This is a genomic window from Brucella pseudogrignonensis, assembly GCF_002252525.1.
GTDB lineage: Bacteria > Pseudomonadota > Alphaproteobacteria > Rhizobiales > Rhizobiaceae > Brucella > Brucella pseudogrignonensis.
This window is the reverse complement of record NZ_NNRM01000022.1, coordinates 107,047-130,202: the sequence shown is the minus strand read 5'-3', so window position 1 is coordinate 130,202 and position 23,156 is coordinate 107,047. Positions and strand designations below refer to the sequence as shown.

Below are 23,156 nucleotides of genomic sequence, written 5' to 3'. Positions count from 1 at the left end.
GAGCCCCCACTAAACATTACATAATTCTAGCCTTTTGACAAAGTGTCCGGATGTTTTTGGATTTCGAACGCTTTTACCGCCCGGGCAATACGGTCAGCCAATTTGCGACGCCACTCAGGATTACTGATTAGTTTTTCGTCTTCAGCATTGGAGAGGTATCCGATTTCGATAAGCACTGATGGCACATCAGGCGCACGCAGAACCTGAAAACCGGCAAAGCGATGCGGATTATTGATGAGGTTTACCTCACCCTGCAGGGAACTGATGACCTTCTCGGCAAAGCTCAACGAAAATGTATGCGTTTCCCGGCGAGTCAGGTCGAGCAAAATATCGGCAACTTCCGGGAGTTCTTCTGGAACGGCGCCCGCAACGCTATCCGACTTATTTTCACGTTCAGCCATAGCTCGCGCAACGGAGTCAGAGGCCTTGTCGGAAATTGTATATACCGTCGCCCCGCGTATATCGCCCTGATTGATCGTATCGGCATGGATGGAAATGAAAAGATCAGCCTCGTACTGGCGAGCCAGTCGCACGCGCTCTGAGAGACGCAGGAATGTGTCGTCATCTCGCGTCATCATGACTTTGATATTCTTCTCCTTACCCAACCGATCGCGCAGCTCCTGACCAAAGGCAAGTGTCAGATCTTTTTCTTTAATACCACTCAGGCTTTCAGCACCGCTATCGATACCGCCATGGCCGGGATCTAACATCACGATGAATGGCCGCGCCCCGCCGGATTCAGATGCAAGTGCCTTAGCAGCCGTTGCGGACTTACGCTCAGTTGAGCCAGTAACCTCATGCTGCGACTTGAGCCTTTCAGAAAACTCGCGATCAGAGGACGCAATGATATCCGCGACAAGCCGATAACCCGACGTTGTTTCGTTTTGGATCACCTGAACGTTTTCGACGTTGAATGGTCCACGCAAGGTGAGAATAAGACGTGACCGGCTTTTTCCAACCAGGCCATAGCGCACGCGCGATACAATCCCCCTCGCCTCCAGGCTTTTTTCATCAAAGCCGAAACGCGTTTCTGGAAGATCAAAAACCAGGCGATGCGGATTGTCGAGCAGCAACGTCGAAACTTCGGGCTTACGATCAAACATCACAACGACCCGCATTCGCAGATCGTCCCCCGCCATACGATATGTAAGAGCAGAAAGTGGCGCTTCGTCAGCTGCTACTGCCGAACCAACATGGAAAATAGCGGCAAAAACCATCGCCAGAAGCGCGAGCGTGCTTCGAACTGCCGAAATTTTGTTTGCTGCGTTTTTAAAGCTCAGACAATGCATCCGTAATCGCGATCCAGATATTATCGAATAATCTCAAATCCTGACATTTCAGCCAAGACCTATGATTGCGCGCACTTCATAAATCTACCCGTACAAAATTATAGTTAATGAACACTTTTCCGCTCGCATTTGATGGCTCGATTGGATTGAATTTGACGCTTGAATCCCCGCTGAATGAGATGCTGTTTCAAACGTCAAATGCGAAAAATCCAGTAGATGCTTAAAGTTACTAGTGGTCTTTGCGATTTCGACATTTGCTCGGCGCCTGCATCAGAGGGACGCAAATGTCGAAATCAGACCACTAGCAGGGCATTTTGAGCCCTATAATCATCTTTCGGCAAAATTACGATGAAGGTGTCAACTGATATTCGTACTTGTCATAGTTCAATTGACGCCATAAAAGCTTAGTTAGGTTATGGAGCAACTGCCAGAATCGTTTGCCGGTTCTCAATTTGAACCGTTACTAAAAGCAGCGAAAACAGTGGCATATACGTTTGTTGCTCCAATAGCCCGCACAGAATTCAACGGAATACGGCTCCCCTGCCGCCTCCGTTTTTTAATCGGCCGACTGCGTACTGATACGCGCTGTCGCCAGTGCTCTGAAAAGAGCAAAGAGGTCGGCCCGGCTTTTTCGGGTCATATATGAGGTCGTTTCGTTCGGAACAGCTATGGGTCAAGCAAGACTGACCATCGCAAGCCTGAAGACCGTGATCGCCATGAGGCCATCGCGCGCAAGGACAGCAGCTTTTATTCCGACGAACCCATTATCATCCGGCAGACGCATCCCAGCCAGGACGACAGCCTTCAGGGTTTCGTCCGGCGCACGCGGCTTGCGTCTTAGCGCCGGCAGGAAAGACAATAATGTCCAACAAAATGCTTATAGATGCCTCCCACCCGGAGGAGACGCGCGTTATCGTAACGCGTGGGAACAAGATTGAAGAATTCGACTTCGAGTCGGAACATAAGAAGCAGCTGAAGGGTAATATCTATCTCGCACGCGTTACCCGCGTCGAACCATCTCTTCAGGCTGCGTTCGTGGAATATGGCGGCAATCGCCACGGCTTCCTCGCATTCTCTGAAATTCATCCGGATTATTACCAAATCCCGGTTGCTGATCGTCTGGCCCTGCTCGAAGCGGAAGCAAAAGCTGCGCGCGCAGAAGATGAAGATGAAGAGCCAAAGGCAAAGAACGACCGTTCGCGCCGTCATCGCCGTCGCGGACGTCGTGATGGCCAGAACGGTGATTCGCATTCAGGCAGTTCGAATAGCGGCTTGCCTGCAGCTGAACCTGTCGGACCGGCTTTTGAAAATTACGTTCCTGGCACTCCTGCCATCGTATTGATGAAGCAGGCTGGACATGTCATTTCCGAAGCAATCGACACCGACAATGGTGACGATGATGACGACAATGATGTTGAGAACGAAGAAGACATCGTTGAATCGGTCGGCTCGGAAGATGCGATGGAAGAACTTCCTTCGCATGGCCGCACCAGCCGTCGTCAGTACAATATTCAGGAAGTCATCAAGCGCCGCCAGATCATTCTGGTTCAGGTCGTTAAGGAAGAGCGCGGCAATAAGGGCGCAGCTCTCACCACGTATCTGTCGCTTGCTGGCCGTTACTCGGTTCTGATGCCAAACACCGCGCGCGGTGGCGGCATTTCGCGCAAGATCACCAATCCGCAGGATCGCAAGCGCCTGAAGGAAATCGTCAAGGAACTCGAAGTGCCGCAGGGCATGGGCGTGATCCTTCGTACCGCTGGCGCAAACCGCACCAAGGCGGAAGTCAAGCGCGACTACGAATATCTGATGCGCATGTGGGAAAATGTCCGCACGCTGACATTGCAGTCGACAGCGCCTTCCCTCGTCTACGAAGAAGGCAGCCTGATCAAGCGCTCGATCCGCGATCTTTATAACAAAGACATCACCGAGATTCTCGTATCGGGTGAAACCGGTTATCGCGAAGCGAAGGACTTCATGCGTATGCTCATGCCGAGCCACGCCAAGGTCGTTCAGCCTTACCGCGAACAAGTGCCAGTCTTCACGCGCTATGGTCTGGAAGCACAGCTTGATCGTATGCTTCTGCCACAGGTAACGCTGAAATCCGGCGGTTATCTCATCATCAACCAGACCGAAGCTCTGGTTGCAATCGACGTGAACTCCGGGCGTTCGACCCGTGAACATTCGATTGAAGACACTGCACTGCAGACAAATCTGGAAGCAGCGGAAGAAGTTGCACGCCAGCTGCGTCTGCGCGACCTTGCAGGTCTTATCGTCGTCGACTTCATCGACATGGAAGAAAAGCGCAACAATCGCGCTGTCGAAAAGAAGATGAAGGACTGCCTGAAAGACGACCGTGCTCGCATTCAGGTCGGCCGTATCTCGCATTTCGGCCTTCTGGAAATGTCGCGTCAGCGTATTCGCGCATCCGTTCTCGAAAGCACGATGCAGGTTTGCCAGCATTGCGGCGGCACCGGTCATATCCGTTCCGACTCGTCCATGGCGCTCCATATCATTCGTGGCATCGAAGATTATCTGCTGCGTCATTCGGGCTACGACATTGTCGTTCGCACGCCTGCAGCGTCTGCTCTCTATGTCCTCAATCACAAGCGCCAGCTGCTTGCTGATCTGGAAGGCCGTTTCGGTGCCAATATCAGCATCGATGCCGATGAAAGCGTCGGACATCAGCATTTTGTCATCGACAAGGGTGCGCCTTCGACACGTCCAGTAACCATCCAGCCTGTACAGCCGATGATTTACGAAGACGATATCGAAGATCCTGAGATTCCACTTGAGGACGACGACGCCGAAGAAGAAATCAAGGCTGAAGCCCCTGCTCGCGAAGAAAGCAGCGAAGAAGGCGATCGCAAGCGCCGTCGTCGCCGTCGCCGTCGTGGTGGTCGTGATCGCGACAATCGCGAACAGACTGAGCAGGTTGAAGCAGGCTCTGACGATTCAGACGAAGACGATGAAGAAGACAACGCATCTTCGAGCAATGCCTCGCAGAGCGATGAAGATCGTCGCAAGAAGCGTCGTCGTGGTCGTCGTGGCGGTCGCAAGAACCGTCGTGAAGACGATATTCAGTTCAACAAAATACCTGATCCTGAATTCGTCGGTTACACGCCTGTCATTCCTGCGAAGGTAGAAAAACAGCCTGTTGATGTGGTTGTTGCTGAGGCCGTTGCGGTTGAAACCGTCACTGTTGAAGCGACTGAAGCTGCTCCGGCTGCTGAAACAGTTGCAGACGAAAAGCCTGCGAAGCCAGCGCGCAAGCCACGCGGTCGTAAGACTGCAAAGAGCGAAGAAGCGGCGAATGACGATGTCGTCGTTGCAGAGCCAGCAGAAGAACCTGCAAAGCCTGCTCGCAAAACACGTTCGCGCAAGAAGGCTGTTGAGGAAGAAGTCGCAGCTCCAGCTGAAGATGCAGAAACCGCAAAGCCTAAGCGTCGTACACGCAAGGCTGCTGTAAAGCCGGAAGTTGAGGAAGTTGCGGTGGAACCAGAGGCAGCGCCTGTTGCAGAAGCGCAGAAGGTTACCGAGCCTGTCGTCACCTCCAGCGATACGGAAGAGCAGAAGCCGAAGCGCGGCGGCTGGTGGCAGAAGAAGGGCTTTTTCTAAGCCCTGCTCACTTCTGATGTAGAATATAAGAAAACCGGCGGAAACGCCGGTTTTCTTTTTGTTTTAGCAATTAAAGCATTCCCGCAAGAGTGCGAAGCGGTTCTGCGCAAGGATAATGCATAAAACAGAAAGATAGAGCGGTTCCACGATTCAATATTAACTGGAACCGCTCTAGACCGCATCCCGAAAAGTGCGAAGCGGTTTTCGGAACAAGATGCGCGCAAAAACAAATAGATAGAGCATTTCCAATGACTCAATTAAAACAGGAAATGCTCTAGCTATCAGGCGCGCTGTTGTGGAAGCCACTCTTCAAGACGGCGAACCACTTCCTCAATTTCTTCTATGCTGCCTGCATAAGAAAAGCGCATGGTGCGGTGCCCGTCGATCGGATCAAAATCCTGTCCCGGAGTAGCCGCAATGTTGGTTTCGGCAATCATGCGTCGCGCAAATTCCATGCTGTCATTGGTAAAGCGCGAAACATCGCAATAGGCATAGAACGCGCCGTCCATGGGCGCGGCGAGGCTTAGCCCCATGCGCGGCAGGTGTTCGAGCAGGATTTGTCGGTTCTGCCGATAGCGGTCTTTCACGCGTTCCAGCTCTGCGGTGGCGTGAAACGCTTCAATTGCCGCGCGCTGCGAAAGTTCAGGCGCGGAAATATAAAGGCTCTGGCCGAGGCGTTCGATGGCACGCACATCAGCACTTGGCAGAACCATCCAGCCAATACGCCAGCCGGTCATGCAGTAGTATTTTGAGAATGAATTGATGATGGTGACATCGTCCGAGATCTGCAGTGCCGTCACATCTTCGCTCTCATATGAAAGACGGTGATAGATTTCGTCAGAAATTACGCGGATACCAAGATCGCGCGCAGTTTCAATGATGGCCTTGAGTTCCGGCTTGTCAATCACAGCGCCGGTTGGATTGGCGGGACTTGCAAAAAGTACGCCCTTCAACGGTTTCTCGGCATGAGCGGCAGCCAATGCCTGAGCGGTCAGTGCACCTGATGCGCCGCCTTCATTGGCGATTTCAACCACTTCGAGGCCAAGCGCTGTCAGAATATTGCGATAGGCTGGATAGCCCGGGCGCGTGATTGCAACGCGATCGCCTGGATCGAAATAGACAAGAAACGCCAGATTGAACGCGGCCGATGACCCTGTCGTAATCGCAATGCGTTCCGGCGAGACGGTTACGCCATAGTTGTCAGCATAATGCGCGGCAATTGCTTCACGCAGCTCTATCAGCCCTAGAGCATCGGTATAACCGATACGGCCATCTTTCAGGGCGCGTTCTGCAGCCAGCCGCACGATTTGCGGTGCGGGGTCTGCCGGTTGCCCGACTGCCATCGAAATGATTGGATGGCCCGCAGCGCGACGACGATTGGCCTCTGCCAGAACATCCATGGCGTGAAACGGTTCGACTGCGCTACGGTTGGAAAGAGTATTCAACTTAGCCTCCAGAAAAGCGGGTAATGCAATGCAACTCACCCGCCCTATAATCGCCGGATTGGTAAAGCAACAGCGCTGTAGTAAAAACAGCGATGAAGATTGATATAAAGCCCTTAAACTAGGCCGGATTTGTAAGATTCGCTTTTGTTTCGTTTGAGCAGGATGAGGAGCACTATGGGGAGCATGACTGCAACTTTCACGACCAAAGCGTTTTCTTTTCAGAATGTGATGCGCCGTTCAGTTGCTGCCTTTGCAGCCCTAGCTGTTGCCGTTACAGGCGTCCTGCCTGCACAGGCGCAATCGCGTGGCGGTGGCGGCGTTCCAATCGTACGCGATGCTGAAATCGAAGCGCTTGTCGCCGATTATGCAGCTCCGATCCTCAAAGTCGCCGGATTAGGCGGACGTGGTGTCCGCGTTATTCTCGTCAATTCCCAGAGCTTCAACGCCTTTGTCGATGGCCGTCGTATTTTCATTAATACAGGCGCCATCATGCAGGCAGAAACACCGAACGAAATCATCGGCGTCATTGCGCATGAAGCCGGTCATATCGCTGGCGGGCATCAGGATCGCTTGCGTGAACAGTTGAGCCGCGCACGCACCATGGCAGTTATTGGTATGCTTCTGGGCGTCGGCGCAGGCGTTGCCGGTGCAGCTTCAGGCAGCGGTGCTGCTGCGGGTGCAGGTGGCGGCATTGCAATGGGCAGTACGGAAATGGCAATGCGCAGCCTGCTCAGCTATCAGCGTACCGAAGAAATGACCGCCGACCGTCTGGCTGTTAATTATCTCAATGCCACTGGCCAGTCGACAAAAGGAATGCTTGATACGTTCCAGCGCTTCGCGTCGGCACTTTCACTGTCCGGCACCCAGATCGATCAGTATCGTATCAGCCATCCGTTGCCCCGCGAGCGAATTTCCAACCTTGAAGAACTGGCCAAAAAAAGCCCGAACTATAACAAGACGGATTCCGCAGCGCTGCAACTCCGACATGATATGGCACGCGCCAAGATCGCAGCCTACTCCAACAATATGGGCGCTTTGCAGCGCATGTTCCGCGGTAATCCCGGTGGCCTACCGGCCCGTTATGGCAGCGCAATCACCACTTATCTGAATGGCTCGGCCCGTGCCGCACTCCCGAAGTTTGAGGCACTCATCAAAGAACAGCCAAAGAATCCATATTTCCAGGAAATGATGGGCGAAGTGCTGATTAAGGCTAACAACCCACAAGGTGCTGCAAAAGCTTTCCAACGTGCAGTTTCTCTTGATACGCGCAAGTCTCCACTGCTGCGCATGAGCTACGGCCGCGCCTTGATGCTTACTGGCACCAAGGCCAATATGCCCAATGCTATCAAGGAGCTGAAAGCAGGTATTGCGGCCGACCCAGAGTTTCCCGGCGGATATGGATATCTAGCGCAAGCCTATGGCCAGTCTGGCGATATGGCCCGCGCTGACCTTGCCACAGCCGACATGAACTACTATTCCGGGAAGCTGCAGCAGGCCCAGATATTTGCCATTCGCGCGCAAAAGCAAATGAAGTCAGGAACTCCCGACTGGCTGCGTGCGCAGGACATCATCAACGCCAAAGCTAAAAAGTAAGCCACTTAAGAGGCTACCCAAGCCGCACTTTAAGTGAGATTTCAGAACGTATGAAAGTGATCGGTATGAAGAACGTCATTCTTGGTTCAATCGGTGGTGCCGTCGTCGGTGCAGCTGCACTTGCACTCGGCTATTATGCCGGCACCGCACATCAGCCAGCGCCCGTAGCCCCTACAGTTGCACCTGTGGAAATGGCTGCTGCGCCGCAATTGGACCAGCAGGCGGTAGAGACAATCGTTCGCAATTATCTGCTGAAGAACCCAGAGATCATGGTTGAGGTGCAGACCGCACTTGAAACCAAGCAGGCGGAAGCTGCTCAGGAGCAGGTCAAGCAGGTTCTGGCATCAAGTCAGGATCAGCTTTTCAATCCGTCACACGATGCTGTCTTCGGCAATCCAAACGGCGATGTCACCGTTTACGAGTTCTTCGATTACAATTGCGGCTACTGCAAGCGCGCGCTTCCAGACATGGAAGCAATCCTGAAGAACGATCCAAACGTCCGCTTCGTTATGAAGGAATTCCCGATCCTCGGACCGGACTCCATGCGCGCCCACATTGTAGCGCAGGCGTTTAAAGCCCTTATGCCGGAGAAATATGCCGAGTATCACGAAGTTCTTCTCGGTGCGCAGGAACGCGCAACAGAAGCTTCGGCGATTGCTGATGCGGTCAAGCTCGGCGCAGATGAAGCACAACTTCGCGAGAAGATGAAAGACCCGGCAATCACCAATGCCTTTCAGGAAACCTATCAGCTCGCCCAGAAGCTCAACATCACCGGCACGCCGTCCTACATCATCGGAAACGACCTCGTTCCCGGTGCAATCGGCGCAGAAGGCCTGATTGAAAGAATCGCTGCAGCGCGCTCAGCCAAAAAAAGCTGATCTGATTGAGATCGCGTCTTGTTGATTATTGGCAAGGTACATTCAATAAATCAGAAGTGATAAATGACTATTTTTGCCACAAATAGCGTTCATTCCACAAAGAATAGCGGGAAAAACGCTGTGGTGAAACATTAGCATTAAATTAGAGGGTTTCGACTTGCGTCCAAGCCCTCTATATGAAATGCGAAGTGTAATTGAATTTTCGTAATAGGCCCGTTATCGATCACGGACGAATATGGTGAAAACGGTTTTTGTTCTGAACGGCCCCAATCTCAATCTTCTTGGGAAGCGCGAGCCGGGCATCTACGGTGTGGCAACGCTCGAAGATATCGAAGCGGGCTGCAAGCGCGAGGCTGAACAATTGGGCCTTGCTGTCGATTTTCGCCAGACTAATTACGAAGGTGATCTGGTTAGCTGGATTCAGGAAGCGGGCGATAAGAACGCTTATGTCCTGATCAATCCCGCAGCTTACAGCCACACTTCGGTTGCTATTCACGATGCCATCCGTTCGGCCAAAGTTACGGTCGTGGAAGTGCATCTGTCGAACATTCATGCGCGTGAAGCTTTCCGGCATCACTCCTATGTCTCCGCAGTCGCCAAAGGCGTCATCTGCGGCTTTGGCGCGGAAGGATACCTGCTCGGCCTGCGCGCACTCGCGGCAATTGCCAAAGAAGAAGAAAACAACGGGCAAGCGTAAAGGGGCCTTTATATGTCCAGCAAAAATTCCGTCATCGACAAAGAAACCATTCGCGATCTCGCGAACATTCTCAATGAAACCGACCTGACCGACATCGAAGTCGAACATGGTGAATTGCGTATCCGCGTTTCGCGCAATGTAACGGTTCAGGCTGCGGCTACTGTGATGCAGGCTGCACCAGCCGCAGTTGCAGCGCCGGTGGCTGCTGCTGTTGCAGCAGAACCAACAAAGGCAGAACTCAGCAAAAATGCTGTTCCTTCGCCAATGGTCGGTACCGCCTATCTCGCCCCTGCTCCTGGCGCACGCAACTTCATCGAAGTTGGCACACAGGTCAAGGAAGGCCAGACCCTTCTCATCATCGAAGCCATGAAGACTATGAACCAGATTTCCGCGCCTCGCGCCGGTACGGTCAAGGCTATTCTGGTTGAAGATGCAGCGCCTGTTGAATTCGGCGAACCGCTTGTCGTCATTGAATAAGACGACCCATTGGTCAGTAGAATTCAGGCTTATTCAATGAACGGGCAGCAAAGCGCAATGTTTCAAAAGATACTCATAGCCAATCGTGGCGAAATCGCTCTTCGTGTGCTCAGGGCTTGTAAAGAACTGGGCATCAAGACGGTCGCAGTTCATTCCACAGCCGACGCCGATGCGATGCATGTTCGCCTTGCGGACGAAAGCGTTTGCATTGGACCGCCTCCATCACGCGACAGCTATCTGAATATTCATCAAATCGTTGCTGCTTGCGAAATCACCGGCGCGGATGCAATCCATCCGGGCTACGGCTTCCTTTCGGAAAATGCCAAGTTTGCTGAAATTCTTGAAGCACACGGCATTACTTTCATCGGACCGACCTCTTCGCATATCCGCACCATGGGCGACAAGATTGAAGCCAAGCGCACTGCAAAGCGCCTTGGCATTCCAGTCGTTCCGGGTTCGGACGGTGGCGTAACCGATGAAAACGAAGCCAAGCGTATCGCAAAAGAAATCGGCTATCCGGTCATCATCAAGGCATCCGCCGGTGGTGGTGGTCGCGGCATGAAGGTTGCGAAGACCGAAGAAGATCTGGCCGTAGCGCTTGCTACCGCGCGTACCGAGGCTGGTGCAGCATTTGGTGATGATGCCGTTTACATCGAGAAATATCTCGAAAAGCCGCGCCACATCGAAGTGCAGGTCATGGGCGATGGTGCAGGCAATGCAATCCATCTGGGTGAGCGCGATTGTTCGTTGCAGCGTCGTCACCAGAAGGTCTGGGAAGAAGCCAACTCTCCAGCATTGAATGCCGAAGCACGCGACAAGATCGGCATGATCTGTGCCAATGCTGTTGCTGATATGGGCTATCGCGGTGCAGGCACGATCGAGTTCCTTTATGAAAACGGCGAGTTCTATTTCATCGAAATGAACACCCGTCTTCAGGTGGAGCACCCAGTTACCGAAGCAATCACCGGCATCGACCTCGTTCACGAGCAGATCCGTGTTGCAGCAGGCTTGGGCCTTTCCGTCAAGCAGGAAGATGTACGCTTCCATGGCCATGCCATTGAATGCCGCATCAATGCGGAAGACCCGCGTAACTTCACGCCTTCACCGGGCCTGATCACCCATTACCATACGCCAGGTGGCCTTGGTATTCGCGTGGATTCAGGTGTTTATTCCGGCTACCGCATCCCGCCATATTATGACAGCCTCATCGGCAAGCTGATCGTACATGGCCGCAACCGCGTTGAATGCATGATGCGTCTGCGTCGTGCGCTTGATGAGTTCGTGGTCGATGGCGTCAAGACGACCCTGCCCCTGTTCCAGGACCTGATTTCCAATCAGGACATTGCCAATGGTGATTACGACATCCATTGGCTGGAAAAGTATCTGGCCAAGCAGTCAGAAACTCCAAATACATAAGAACATGGGTGCATAGATAAAGTGACCGCAGGAGCCTCACCGGACGACTATACAATCGAACCGGAGCTGCTCCTGCGGGCCTATGCCACCGGGGTTTTCCCGATGGCCGAAGAAGCAGACGATCCTGAGATTTTCTGGGTTCGTCCTGAAAAGCGCGGTATCATCCCGCTCGATGGCTTTCACATTCCGAAAAGCCTGCAGAAAACCATCAGACAAGCAGTTTTTGAAATCCGGCTCGATAATGACTTTGAGGGCGTTATCGACGGCTGCGCAAGCGGTACCGGCGAACGTGCGCGGACATGGATCAACGCGCCGATCCGCGAAGCCTATCGGAAACTCTTTGACGCTGGTCATTGCCACACAGTCGAAGCATGGCATGACGGCCAACTCGTGGGTGGGCTTTATGGCGTCACGCTCGGACGCGCCTTCTTTGGCGAGAGCATGTTTACACGTAAGCGCGACGCTTCAAAAGTCTGCCTCACCTATCTGGTCGAGCATCTGAAACGACAGGGATTTGTACTGCTTGATACGCAGTTCACGACAGCCCATCTGGAGCGCTTCGGTGCAATCGAAGTGAGGCGCAAAAAATATGAAGGGCTTCTCGATGAAGCACTCCAGGGCGTCGCCATTTTCTGAAATGAAAGATTATTTGCGCTGATCTGGCGGCGGAACGTCGGACTTCTGCTTGCAGTCTTTAAGCCACACGTCATAAATCGGATGTTCAACAGCGTTGAGACCCGGACTATCGGCAAACATCCATCCGGTAAAGATACGGCGAATTTTGCGGTCGAGGGTGATTTCATCAACTTCGACAAAACCGTCTGTGCGCGGCGCTTCGTTTTCGGTACGCGAATAGCAAACCTTCGGCGTTACCTGAAGCGCACCGAACTGCACAGTTTCATTGATGTAAACATCGAAACTGGTGATGCGGCCGGTGATCTTGTCGAGACCCGAAAATTCTGCAACAGGATTGGAAATACGTTCAGCATAAGCTGCATTAAAGCTTGAAGTGCCGGCGAGCAGAGTAAGCAAAGCCACCTTTGCTGCCTGCTTGAACCAGTTCTTTCCGTTAATAGCCGTGCCGGTGGAATGCTTCGTCAAAACGGATATCCGTATTAATCTGGTTAAATAATGAGCCGGAACAACTCCTAATCGTCAATTGTGACGATTCGTGGCCCAGCTGCAAGCAGCAATGCTTTGCTACCGTATGTGCGATCCAACTATCCTCAAACCTTTTGCGCTAAACGCCGTTTCGATCTGAATGAATCAAATCGGCGCTCTAAAATTTTTGATGTTGAGCATAATCTTATCGACCCTCGTTTCACTCCGGTCGAATTGTGCTCTCATACCGCAAAAGAGAAAAACCGGCATGAAATCCATGCCGGTTTAAAGCCTCAAATCAGCTGCCCGGTGTCCAGGCATCGTATTCGCCGGTTACGCGTGGGCGCTCGGCAGGAGTGGTTCCCGGAATCGCGATCGATCCCTTCGGACGATAAGCCAGCGACGAACCAGTCAGGTTCTGCAGGTGTGGCTTCTGCCAGTCACGCGGCTTGTAGTCTTCCTTGCTTGGCGGCGTATCAACGCGGTGATGCATCCAGCCATGCCAGCCCGGAGGAATAGCACTTGCTTCCGTATAGCCATTGAAAATGACCCAGCGGCGGGTGCGACCTTCAGAGTCCTTGCCACCCTGATAGTAGACATTGCCGAACTCATCTTCGCCGACCCGTTCGCCTTTGCGCCAGGTGTGAAGGCGGGTGCCAAGCGTTTGGCCATTCCACCAGGTGAAGACTTGCGTAAGAAATTTCTTCATGACCTATCCAGATCCGTTATTGCCACAGGCAGATTAACTGCCGGGTTTTCAACGCTTATGGCCCTATCAAAGGCCCAAGGCAAGGGGCAAGTTGCCGCTGTCACAAGAGTATGAAGCGCATCCCGAAAAGTGTGAAGTGGTTTTCGGATATGATGCGCGTTAAAGCAAAAGACTACATACTCCAGCCTTCGAGAGACTTTTCCATAATCAGCACGGGCTCCTTGCAATTGGGATCGCCCCAATCTTCACTGCGGCCCGCGCGGGCATAGCCTTTGCGCTCGTAAAAGCGCACCGACTTCTCATTGCGTTCGATCACTTCAAGCCGCATCGTGTTTACGCCCGGAAAAGCCATTTCGACTTCCGCCAGAAGCATTGTGCCGATGCCCTGCACCTGCGATTCAGGACGCACATAGAGCTGATGGAGCGAGGCCTTGCCCTCTCCGGTCTGGCTCGCAAAAGCCATGCCGTCGATACCGCCCTCGCCGTTATCTGCAACGATGAATTCAGAATACGGCTTCTTGAGATTGGCTTTCAGCGCCGCAACCGAGTGCCATTTGCCGGTGACGGCATTCACCGTTTCCCGGCCAAGAATATCGTCGAAAGTCGCGTGCCAGGTCGAGACCAGCAATTCGTGCACGGCCTTAAGATCTGCCTCACTGGCGCTGCGAACCCACATTATTCTTCAATCCCGAGCTTGGACTTGACCAGATCATTAACGGCCTGCGGGTTGGCCTTGCCACCCGTTGCCTTCATCACCTGACCGACAAACCAGCCAGCCATGCTTGGCTTGGCTTTGGCCTGTTCGACCTTATCCGGGTTGGCTGCGATAATATCGTCAACGGCCTTTTCAATCGCACCGGTATCCGTAACCTGCTTCATGCCGCGTTCTTCAACGAGGCTTTTCGGGTCGCCACCTTCATTCCAGACGATTTCAAACAGTTCCTTAGCGATCTTGCCGGAAATCGTACCATCTTTGATCAGATCGATGATCGCGCCGAGCTGAACCGGTGAAACAGGCGATGTTTCAATGTCCTTGCCCGTCTTGTTCAGCGCACCAAGTAGATCGTTGATGACCCAGTTTGCAGCCAGCTTGCCATCACGACCATCGGATACTGCTTCGTAATAGTCCGCAATGGCCTTTTCCGAGACCAGAATCGACGCGTCATAAACCGAGATACCGAGTTTTTCGACCAGACGGTCTTTCTTGACATCCGGTAGCTCAGGAAGATCTGCGGCAAGCGCATCAACGAAGGCCTGATCGAATTCGAGTGGCAGAAGATCTGGATCAGGGAAATAGCGATAGTCATGCGCTTCTTCCTTGGAGCGCATCGAACGGGTTTCGCCCTTCACAGGATCAAACAGGCGCGTTTCCTGATCAATAGAGCCACCGTCTTCCAGAATAGCGATCTGACGGCGCGCTTCATATTCAATCGCCTGACCAACGAAGCGGATCGAGTTGACGTTCTTGATTTCGCAACGGGTGCCGAATTCGCCGCCCGGACGACGAACGGAAACGTTCACGTCTGCGCGCATCGAACCTTCGTCCATATTGCCATCACAAGTGCCGAGATAACGGACAATCGTGCGCAGCTTGGTCAGATAAGCGCGGGCCTCATCCGACGAACGCAGGTCTGGCTTGGAAACGATTTCCATAAGCGCCACACCGGAACGATTGAGATCGACATAGGACATCGTTGGATGCTGGTCGTGCAGCGACTTGCCCGCATCCTGCTCCAGATGCAAACGCTCAATACCGATCTCTACGTCTTCGAACTGGCCCTTATTGTCAGGACCAACGGAGATCATGATCTTGCCTTCGCCGACGATTGGCTGCTTGAACTGCGAAATCTGATAGCCCTGCGGCAAATCGGGGTAGAAATAGTTCTTGCGATCGAAAACCGACTTCAGATTGATCTGAGCATTCAGGCCAATGCCGGTACGCACAGCCTGTTTGACGCATTCAATATTAATGACAGGCAACATGCCCGGCATCGCGGCATCCACCAGAGACACATTCGCATTCGGATCTGCACCGAAGGATGTGGAAGCGCCGGAAAATAGCTTGGACTCGGACGTGACCTGAGCGTGGACTTCCATGCCAATGACGATTTCCCAGTCGCCGGTGGCGCCAGAGATGAAACGTTTTGGTTCAGGCGTACGCGTATCAATAAGGGTCATAGTAACTCGTCTATCTCTTCCTGTGCGACGCAATGCGCAGCAAAAATTCTATCTGACTTTGGCTAAAACAAACGGCGAGGACTGGCAAGCCTTCTCTGCCCTTCAGTGTAATTTGCTCAAGGTTTCATAGGCAGTTTCGTCACTGAAACTTCGCTAAAGCCGATACGCCTGTAAAGCTTTTCAGCTCCAGAGGGGTTATTCTGCTCCACTTTCAAACTAATCGTTGTCTGATTACGTTGAAAGAAAAGCCGAAGCACACAAAGCAAAAGCGCTTCGCCGACCCCTTCCCGCCGCCTGCTTTGATCGACAACCAAATCCTTTATGAAAGCACTATTCCAACACTGCACAAATGCTACAGGGCGACGGACCTGATCGAGAACCAGAACGGCCAGTTCCGGATCATATTCGCTATCGGCTATCAAACCATTGTACCAGTTGTCGAAATCAGTGACCGAACCGCCGCCGCTGGCATAGCCCCGAAGCAGCAAATCATGGGCAGCTCGTGCATATTCATCAGAGAAGGTAACTACACTGACATCGGCTGGCCATGCGGGTTGGCGTGGCTCTTCCTGCATCGTCAGCTCCAAATGGAGATATGGCAATCCATTCATGTCACACCTTTAACGGACGAACTAAGCTTCAAATGAAAAGGCCGCGCAGTGCGCGGCCTTCTCGAATAGTTCAGACTTGGAAGAATTAAGCCTCGTCGGACTTTTCTTCTGCCTTCTTCTTAGGAGCGGCCTTCTTCTTCGCAGCAGCCTTCTTGGCTGGCTTTGCTTCCGAAGCTGCATCTTCGTCTTCTGCAGTCAGCTCTTCCTTCGAGACCTTCTTGTCGGTCACGTTGATGTTTGCGAGCAGATGGTCAACGACCTTTTCTTCGAAGATAGGTGCGCGAAGGTTAGCAACTGCATCCGGCGTCTTGCGCAGGAATTCGTAGATTTCCTTTTCCTGACCTGGGTAGCGACGTACCTGGTCGTAAACAGCGCGCTGCAGTTCTTCTTCAGAAACTTCTACGCCTGCCTTTTCACCGATTTCGGAGAGAACCAGACCGAGGCGAACGCGGCGCTCAGCAAGCTTGCGGTATTCTTCGCGAGCAGCTTCTTCAGTGGTTTCTTCGTCTTCAAATGTGCGGCCAGCCTGCTGCAGATCGAAGTTGATCTGCTGCCAGATGTTGTTGAATTCTGCTTCAACGAGCTTTTCTGGCGTTTCGAACTGGTAATCGCCATCGAGTGCGTCGAGAATCTGACGCTTTACCTTCTGACGGGTGATCTGGCCGTACTGGCTTTCGATCTGTTCACGAACAACCTGACGCAGACGCTCAAGCGACTCGATGCCGAGCTTCTTAGCGGTTTCGTCGTCGAGAACGAGTTCGCCAGCCTTTTCAACGCCCTTAACGGTGATGTCGAAGGTTGCTTCCTTACCTGCGAGGTGCGCGGCACCGTATTCAGCAGGGAAAGTTACGTTGATAACCTTTTCGTCGCCAGCCTTGAGGCCAATGAGCTGTTCTTCAAAGCCTGGAATGAACTGACCCGAACCGAGAACGAGCTGCGCATCGGTGTCTGCGCCGCCTTCAAATGGCTCGCCGTCGAGTTTGCCGAGATAGTCGATCGTTACACGATCTTCATTTTCTGCCTTGCCCTTCTTGGCTTCAAAAGTGCGGGTCGAAGCAGCAACGCGCTTAACCTGTTCGTCAACTTCTTCGTCCGAGATGTCTACGACTTCACGGGTCACTGCAATCTTCGAGAAGTCCTTGACTTCAATCGCTGGCAGAACTTCGTAAGTCAGCGAGAAAACGAAATCGGCCTTGCCGTCCAGAACCTGTTCAGCTTCTTTTTCGTCTTCCGACATCGAAACGACAGGCTGTGTTGCCGACTTTTCATTGCGGTCAGCAAGAATCGAACGCGACGAATCATTGAGGATTTCGTTCACGATCTCAGCCATGAAGGACTTGCCGTAGGTCTTGCGCAGGTGTGCCGTTGGCACCTTGCCTGGACGGAAGCCATTGATCTTGGCGCGACCACGGGCAGTTTCGAGCCGCTCAGAGAGCTTGGCTTCGAGATCTCCGGCCGGAACCACGACTTTAATCTCGCGCTTCAGCCCTTCATTGAGCGTTTCGGTAACCTGCATGTTCAAACCTTCACTTCTTGTCATTGTCCCGCCGTTTCCGGCGTTTGTGCCTCGTCGCGGGAGAGAAATTCTTTTGCCTTAAGGCAGTTGGTGCGGATAGAGGGACTCGAACCCCCACGGTCTCCCGCCAGAACCTAAATCTGGTGCGTCTACCAATTTCGCCATATCCGCCTCTGAACCGAAGTGCATTCCACCGAACGCACTAAATTCGCCTCAGATATTGAACCGCCTCTCGAAAGCGCGCGTCTCTATATCATTCAATTTTCCCGGTTCAAAGGAAAAAAGCCGTTTTACCGGCATAGATTTGCCAGCTCTTTCAAGCCGAAGCGCTTTCGTGCTTTCCGCCCCTATATAGCGATCTTGTCGCCTTAGCCAAGCCCTTTTCGTTCAGAAGCTGATTAATAGAGCGGCTCCTGATAAAGTTGCTCGCCATTATCACGTAAACCTTTCATGACAGCCGTGCCTGTATCGTCAACGGCAACCACGGCAGTGATCTGTAAATCACGCTGGCTATCCTCAATTGCACGCCCCTCACCCTCCGGCACGTAATAGCGTTCTATGCCGTAACGCATACTGATTGTCGCATCAGGATAATCAGAAATAGCATAGACCGAATGGCCGCGAATCTGCTTCTCGTCAAAAGCGAGATCAGTAAACGATTCAAAGGACGCACGCGAAAGATGCCACAAGCCCTGAGCGTCGGGCTTCAGCGCTACATAGACTGTGCGGGCACCGTCCTCAGGCTTGCCCTGAATGATGTTGCGGTTGATCGATGTGATGTCATAGCCGAGGATAACGTAATCACCACGCATCAGATCACGCGGATCAATCGGTCGTGTCTGCAGCACGATCTCATTGCCAGCCCGAAGCACTGAGGCGCGTTTCTCAATACTTGCATAAAGAATGCCTGTCTGGAGCACTGCAGCGACAACGGCACCGGCATAAAGCCACTTACTCTTGAATAAGCTCATGGTTTTGCCTCCACTTGGCGCTTTCGCCCGAACCGGCTCTCCATACGTCGCACGAAGGCTGCAAGGAGCAGCACCAGCACACCTGCCGTGAGGAAGAAACCTGATGTACCGATCATCGAACCCACCGTCGAGAAGGCCAGATAAAGCACTTCAAACGAGAAAGCTGCATAGGCAATGGAACGCAAGCTGCCATTGTCTCGCCCGCATACAGCTAACGAACCGATCGATAGCGCCAGAATGAGAATGCCATAGACGACATCCTGCGTGATGTTCTTATCAAAGATGATGGAAAGCATCTTGTCGACTTGCAGAATGCCAAGCGCCAACAGCGCAAGCAGCAGGCCATAAGATGCCAGCGGATGCGCAAAGCGTGTGAGCTTCTGAAGCGCATCATGGGCAAAGGCGTCGGCGAGCATGAAAGCAATACCGATAACCAGCATCATGCCGAGAATCGCCCGGCTTTCGTTTTCAGAATAAAGAAGCACCGCCCAGCCGAGAACGAACAGGCACCATAAATGGGCTGCGTGGCGGGATTGCGTGAAACGCGCAGCAACTGCTCCAACCAGAACCAGCAACGGGCCTACCCATCGGTAATTCAGGTCGCCATATTCGTTGCTGAACGCATAGGTCCCCAAATAAAAGCAGGCGACGGCTGCACCAAACACAGTCAGAACCGGAGAGCGCAGCAGAAACGCTGCTACAAGAACACCGCCCGCCCAGACCACAGCCGCCGAATGAACATCGCCTGACAGGTGATACATCTGACCAACAAGTGCGATGCCTGCGCCGAATGATGCTGCAGCTATTATATAGAGCACCTGCGGTAACAGCTTGTCGCCGCGCAGCTCACGCCATGCGCCGCCAATATAGCACACCCAGATCAATGCGAAGATAAGACCGATACGCATGATGCGCGGCATATCCTGCCAGTTGGCTGCAACCAGCATGATGACCGCAGCGCCAAGCAACAGCCCGCCAAGTGTTGCGAGAACCGAGCCGAGACTGAACCGGGGGCCACGTTTTTCAAGATCGGCATTCAGCCGCGAAGCCGTGTCGGCATCGATAAGGCCATCATGCTGCCATCGCTCGATCAGGCGCTCTACTGAAACTGAAAACGACAAAACAACTCCCGAACAATCTATCCGTTGATACGAAGTTTAATCCAAGTGGCTGGTGGTTAGATTCCGATATTTGCAACCGGATGAGACTCGCGTTGAACAAATATCGGAACCTAAAAACCACCAGCAATATTATGAATCTAGTGGATTTTTCGAATTTGACGTTTGGAGCAGCATGTATGTCGGTCCGTGTCCAAACGTCAAATTCAATCCACTAGGAAACATATAAGAAACTCGCCAGCCGGCAAATAGTTAGGTCGAGGTCCTTTACGGCAATTTTGTGCCTGAACAGTCTAATCGATTTAGTCCGTCGTGCAGAACCCGCAGAGCAGCTATGCAAACTCGGGTCTGCAAGTAGCGAAAACAATGAGTTATATAATGGGCAACACAACGAGATGAATTGAACCACAGTTCCTCAAAGATGAAGGAATAAAACGATGAACCTGCTTCGCTCATACAACAACTGGCGCCGTTACCGCGATACTGTCAACGAGCTTAACCAGCTTTCGACTCGCGAACTTAACGATCTTGGCATTTCCCGCGCAGACATTCCGTTTGTCGCACGTCAGTCCAAGGGACGCTAATCAGATTTGACTTTGCTGGGCCTGAATCCTCCTCCCATCAGGCCCGGTTCGTCGCAAAGCACTCCTCCTCCCATGCTTTGCGATACCTAGACCGGTCTCTCCTCCTCCCAATTCCGGTCTGACAATAATGGCATCCGTCGCACCTCCTCCCGCGCCGGATGCCATTTGTTTTTGTGGTATAGGTTCCCTGCTCTGATGCGCTTCTCCCATTGAAGGCGACATTCAAAGGAGGTAAGGGATTTGCCATGTCAAAAGATACCAATCTCTCCCCCGTACATGTCGTCGGCGGCGGCCTCGCAGGCTCCGAAGCCGCGTGGCAAATTGCGCAGGCTGGCGTTCCTGTGGTTTTGCATGAAATGCGCCCCGTTCGCGGCACAGACGCGCATAAGACGGAGCAGCTTGCAGAGCTGGTCTGCTCGAATTCTTTCCGCTCGGACGACGCTGAGACCAATGCCGTCGGCGTACTTCATGCCGAAATGCGCCTTGCAGGCTCGCTGATTATGGCTTGTGCCGACGCACATCAGGTCCCAGCTGGTGGCGCACTCGCGGTCGATCGCGAAGGCTTTTCGCAGGCAGTGACTGCAAAACTAGAAGCGCACCCGCTGATTACAATCGAGCGCGAAGAAGTCACCGGCCTACCGCCCGAAGACTGGGGCACGACGATTGTTGCGACCGGCCCACTGACTGCGCCGACTCTTGCAGAAGCGATTCAAGCACAAACAGGTGCTGATGCGCTCGCTTTCTTTGATGCCATCGCGCCGATCATTCATTTTGATTCGATCAATATGGATGTGTGCTGGTTCCAGTCGCGCTATGACAAGGTTGGGCCGGGCGGCACCGGTAAGGACTACATCAACTGCCCTATGGACAAGGAGCAGTATGAGGCTTTCGTTGCTGCCCTCATCGAAGGCGACACGACCGATTTCAAGGAATGGGAAGGCACGCCCTATTTCGATGGCTGTCTGCCTATCGAAGTGATGGCCGAACGCGGCCCGGAAACCTTGCGCCATGGCCCGATGAAGCCAATGGGCCTCACCAATGAGCACAATCCGACGGTCAAGGCCTATGCGGTCGTGCAGTTGCGTCAGGATAATGCGCTTGGCACACTCTACAATATGGTCGGTTTCCAGACGAAATTGAAATACGGCTCGCAGACCGGCATCTTCAAAATGATCCCCGGCCTTGAGAATGCAGAATTTGCGCGTCTTGGCGGCCTGCACCGCAACACCTATCTCAATTCGCCAGTGCTGCTCGATAATGTGCTGCGGTTGAAGTCTCGCGAAAACCTGCGCTTCGCTGGCCAGATTACCGGCTGTGAAGGTTACGTCGAATCATCGGCAATCGGACTGCTGGCCGGACGTTTCACCGCTGCTGAAAAGCTTGGCAAGACACCGGTGGCACCGCCGCAGACCACAGCTTTTGGTGCGCTGCTCGGCCATATCACTGGCGGCCACATTGTTGCTGACGACGATGAACCGGGTAAACGCTCATTCCAGCCAATGAACGTGAATTTTGGTCTGTTCCCACCAATCGACGTGCCTAAACCAGAAGGCAAGCGGCTGCGCGGCAAGGAAAAGACGCTTGCAAAAAAGCGTGCGCTATCTGCACGCGCACTCGCCGATTTCCAGGAATGGCTCGGCAACAACGCGTAAGTTTCGAAAGAAATTTACAGTTTTAATTCAAAAAGATAAGGCGGTTTTCTTATTCAGGAAAACCGCCTTATCTGTTTTAAAAATTAGAGCGAAACATCAGCCATTGTTTGCGTATGGCTGACAGGTCAGCCACCTGATCAGCAGCTTTACTACCAAGCCGTTCAACAGAGCTGAGATAGGCCGGAACAAGCGCCAGCGGCAGAAATGCAGGGCTGAGGCTTTTGGGCAGATCTTTCTTGGCCTTATCAAAGATTGCCAGATGTTCACGCGCGAGAGCCATCATCACAGTGATGACGCGCTCATGAGCGGATTTGTCGTCGTTGCCGAGGAAGGCTTCGCGCGTCACGCCAACCGCCTGCAGCATATCGGCAGGCACATAAAGCTGCCCGCGACGACGATGAATCGGCATAAGGCGCAAGAGGCCAGTCACGGCCTGTGCAACTCCGGCATGGCCGACTGTCTCGGTATGGGCCTGCGCCGCATCACGATCAAGAATGAAACCGGCTAGCTGGATAAGTGCCGACGCGGTTTCGCCGCAATAGCCTTCCAGATCGTTCCGGCTTGGCATTGGGTCGTCATAGAGATCGAAAATGCGGGCATCGCAATAATTGTCGAAAGCCACGCGCGGCAGATCATATTTGGTAATCGTATCGATCAGCGCTGCAGCAACAGGGTGGGCATCTGCACTGCCCCGTTCCTCACCATTGATGAGATCGCGCCACCATTGAAGACGGACTTCACCGGGTAGTGGCTCGTGTACCAGATCGCGAATCCGAGCAATTTCTGCATTAAACGCATAAAGCGCCGCAAGCGCGCCGCGTTTTTCTTCCGGCGCATAGAGCACCGAAAGATAACGATCCCGGTCAGCTTCGCGCAGAAGCGCCAGGCAATGTGCCTCATTCTGGTTCATGGAAATCAGTCTACCGCAATCAGCGCCGCTGCTACTGCACGATCTTCGGCGAGCAGCACATTATATGTGCGCACCGCAGCGCCCGTACTCATTGGATCAGAGGAAATACGATGCTCACGCAGCATAGCGCGCACATCTTCCGGAATGCGGCGAAGATCCATTCCCGTTCCCACCAACAGGATTTCAATGTCACTCGCCTGTTCAAGAATGGCGCCCAGATCACGGCGTGACAGGATTGGCGGCGTCTGCGGTTCCCAGCCATGAATGCCGGATGGCAGGCACAGAATAGAGCCAATATGCGACATATCGGCGAAGCGGAAACCGCCATTGCCATATGCATCAATTGGTGCGCGGCCCGGAAAGTGGGCCTCACGAATTTCTATACCCTTAGCCATG

At 53.1% G+C, this 23,156-nt stretch carries 22 protein-coding genes and 1 tRNA gene; 9 read left to right on the top strand and 14 right to left on the bottom strand.

Going from position 1 to position 23,156, the window contains the following annotated elements:
- Window positions 1–26: 26 nt before the first annotated feature.
- Window positions 27–1,217: an N-acetylmuramoyl-L-alanine amidase gene (locus CEV34_RS13640; protein ID WP_113485305.1), complete on the bottom strand. Its 1,191-nt coding sequence runs from the start codon at window positions 1,215–1,217 to the stop codon at window positions 27–29.
- Between the two features lie 745 nt (window positions 1,218–1,962).
- A complete protein-coding gene (locus tag CEV34_RS13635; RefSeq protein WP_007874769.1) occupies window positions 1,963–2,148 on the bottom strand; it encodes a hypothetical protein in 186 nt (61 codons plus the stop codon).
- A 2-nt stretch (window positions 2,149–2,150) separates the two neighbouring features.
- Here CEV34_RS13635 and CEV34_RS13630 point away from each other — a divergent pair, with 2 nt between their 5' ends.
- A complete protein-coding gene (locus CEV34_RS13630; protein ID WP_007874768.1) occupies window positions 2,151–4,904 on the top strand; it encodes an Rne/Rng family ribonuclease in 2,754 nt (917 codons plus the stop codon).
- A gap of 281 nt (window positions 4,905–5,185) precedes the next feature.
- Here the strand turns inward: CEV34_RS13630 and CEV34_RS13625 are convergent, their stop codons facing one another.
- Window positions 5,186–6,349 (bottom strand): pyridoxal phosphate-dependent aminotransferase, encoded by a 1,164-nt coding sequence (locus CEV34_RS13625; protein WP_007874767.1) that lies wholly within the window; start codon window positions 6,347–6,349, stop codon window positions 5,186–5,188.
- Window positions 6,350–6,523: 174 nt separating this feature from the next.
- On the opposite strand from CEV34_RS13625, the gene CEV34_RS13620 reads away from it, so the two are divergent.
- From CEV34_RS13620 to aat, 6 genes are all read left to right on the top strand, one after another.
- Window positions 6,524–7,942: a M48 family metalloprotease gene (locus CEV34_RS13620; RefSeq protein ID WP_039859719.1), complete on the top strand. Its 1,419-nt coding sequence runs from the start codon at window positions 6,524–6,526 to the stop codon at window positions 7,940–7,942.
- A gap of 65 nt (window positions 7,943–8,007) precedes the next feature.
- Window positions 8,008–8,820 (top strand): DsbA family protein, encoded by an 813-nt coding sequence (locus CEV34_RS13615; RefSeq protein WP_007874748.1) that lies wholly within the window; start codon window positions 8,008–8,010, stop codon window positions 8,818–8,820.
- 235 nt (window positions 8,821–9,055) lie between these two features.
- Window positions 9,056–9,517 (top strand): type II 3-dehydroquinate dehydratase, encoded by a 462-nt coding sequence (aroQ, locus tag CEV34_RS27050; protein ID WP_007874746.1) that lies wholly within the window; start codon window positions 9,056–9,058, stop codon window positions 9,515–9,517.
- Window positions 9,518–9,529: 12 nt separating this feature from the next.
- Window positions 9,530–9,994, top strand: a complete 465-nt coding sequence (gene accB, locus CEV34_RS27045; RefSeq protein ID WP_007874737.1) for an acetyl-CoA carboxylase biotin carboxyl carrier protein — start codon at window positions 9,530–9,532, stop codon at window positions 9,992–9,994.
- A gap of 57 nt (window positions 9,995–10,051) precedes the next feature.
- A complete protein-coding gene (gene accC / locus CEV34_RS13605; protein WP_094543770.1) occupies window positions 10,052–11,410 on the top strand; it encodes an acetyl-CoA carboxylase biotin carboxylase subunit in 1,359 nt (452 codons plus the stop codon).
- Window positions 11,411–11,476: 66 nt separating this feature from the next.
- Window positions 11,477–12,046, top strand: a complete 570-nt coding sequence (gene aat / locus CEV34_RS13600; RefSeq protein ID WP_039859710.1) for a leucyl/phenylalanyl-tRNA--protein transferase — start codon at window positions 11,477–11,479, stop codon at window positions 12,044–12,046.
- Window positions 12,047–12,055: 9 nt separating this feature from the next.
- Here the strand turns inward: aat and CEV34_RS13595 are convergent, their stop codons facing one another.
- The 9 genes from CEV34_RS13595 to CEV34_RS13555 all read right to left on the bottom strand — a co-directional run bounded on the left by CEV34_RS13595 (window position 12,056) and on the right by CEV34_RS13555 (window position 19,617).
- Window positions 12,056–12,526 carry a DUF2155 domain-containing protein gene (locus CEV34_RS13595; RefSeq protein ID WP_039859697.1) on the bottom strand — a complete coding sequence of 157 codons (471 nt, stop codon included), beginning with the start codon at window positions 12,524–12,526 and terminating at the stop codon, window positions 12,056–12,058.
- A 283-nt stretch (window positions 12,527–12,809) separates the two neighbouring features.
- Complete coding sequence (locus tag CEV34_RS13590; RefSeq protein WP_007874719.1) at window positions 12,810–13,220, bottom strand: NADH:ubiquinone oxidoreductase subunit NDUFA12; 411 nt, start codon at window positions 13,218–13,220, stop codon at window positions 12,810–12,812.
- A gap of 172 nt (window positions 13,221–13,392) precedes the next feature.
- Window positions 13,393–13,896 (bottom strand): GNAT family N-acetyltransferase, encoded by a 504-nt coding sequence (locus tag CEV34_RS13585; RefSeq protein ID WP_007874717.1) that lies wholly within the window; start codon window positions 13,894–13,896, stop codon window positions 13,393–13,395.
- Window positions 13,896–15,398 (bottom strand): Asp-tRNA(Asn)/Glu-tRNA(Gln) amidotransferase subunit GatB, encoded by a 1,503-nt coding sequence (gatB, locus tag CEV34_RS13580; protein WP_007874716.1) that lies wholly within the window; start codon window positions 15,396–15,398, stop codon window positions 13,896–13,898. The genes CEV34_RS13585 and gatB overlap by 1 nt, the downstream gene beginning before the upstream one ends.
- Window positions 15,399–15,514: 116 nt before the next feature.
- The gene (locus CEV34_RS13575; RefSeq protein WP_007874714.1) at window positions 15,515–15,973 is read right to left on the bottom strand and encodes a GNAT family N-acetyltransferase; all 459 of its coding nucleotides are present in this window, start codon (window positions 15,971–15,973) and stop codon (window positions 15,515–15,517) included.
- Between the two features lie 121 nt (window positions 15,974–16,094).
- Entirely contained in the window at window positions 16,095–17,525 is a 1,431-nt protein-coding gene (tig, locus tag CEV34_RS13570) for a trigger factor (RefSeq protein WP_268877849.1), read from the bottom strand.
- An 88-nt stretch (window positions 17,526–17,613) separates the two neighbouring features.
- A tRNA-Leu gene (locus CEV34_RS13565) sits at window positions 17,614–17,696 on the bottom strand.
- A 227-nt stretch (window positions 17,697–17,923) separates the two neighbouring features.
- Window positions 17,924–18,496, bottom strand: coding sequence for a GDYXXLXY domain-containing protein (locus CEV34_RS13560; RefSeq protein ID WP_007874710.1), 573 nt, complete (start codon window positions 18,494–18,496; stop codon window positions 17,924–17,926).
- A complete protein-coding gene (locus CEV34_RS13555) occupies window positions 18,493–19,617 on the bottom strand; it encodes a DUF2157 domain-containing protein (RefSeq protein ID WP_007874709.1) in 1,125 nt (374 codons plus the stop codon). The genes CEV34_RS13560 and CEV34_RS13555 overlap by 4 nt, the downstream gene beginning before the upstream one ends.
- Before the next feature lie 434 nt (window positions 19,618–20,051).
- Between CEV34_RS13555 and CEV34_RS13550 the strand changes: the two genes are divergently transcribed.
- Both CEV34_RS13550 and trmFO read left to right on the top strand, forming a co-directional pair.
- On the top strand, window positions 20,052–20,198 hold the full coding sequence (locus tag CEV34_RS13550) for a DUF1127 domain-containing protein (protein ID WP_007874707.1): 147 nt from the start codon (window positions 20,052–20,054) through the stop codon (window positions 20,196–20,198).
- Window positions 20,199–20,443: 245 nt separating this feature from the next.
- The gene (gene trmFO, locus CEV34_RS13540; RefSeq protein ID WP_007874706.1) at window positions 20,444–21,850 is read left to right on the top strand and encodes a methylenetetrahydrofolate--tRNA-(uracil(54)-C(5))-methyltransferase (FADH(2)-oxidizing) TrmFO; all 1,407 of its coding nucleotides are present in this window, start codon (window positions 20,444–20,446) and stop codon (window positions 21,848–21,850) included.
- Between the two features lie 76 nt (window positions 21,851–21,926).
- Here trmFO and CEV34_RS13535 read toward each other — a convergent pair whose 3' ends face one another.
- On the bottom strand, window positions 21,927–22,760 hold the full coding sequence (locus CEV34_RS13535) for a phytoene/squalene synthase family protein (protein WP_007874705.1): 834 nt from the start codon (window positions 22,758–22,760) through the stop codon (window positions 21,927–21,929).
- Window positions 22,761–22,765: 5 nt separating this feature from the next.
- A complete protein-coding gene (locus tag CEV34_RS13530; protein WP_007874704.1) occupies window positions 22,766–23,155 on the bottom strand; it encodes an Mth938-like domain-containing protein in 390 nt (129 codons plus the stop codon).
- Window position 23,156 lies beyond the last annotated feature (1 nt).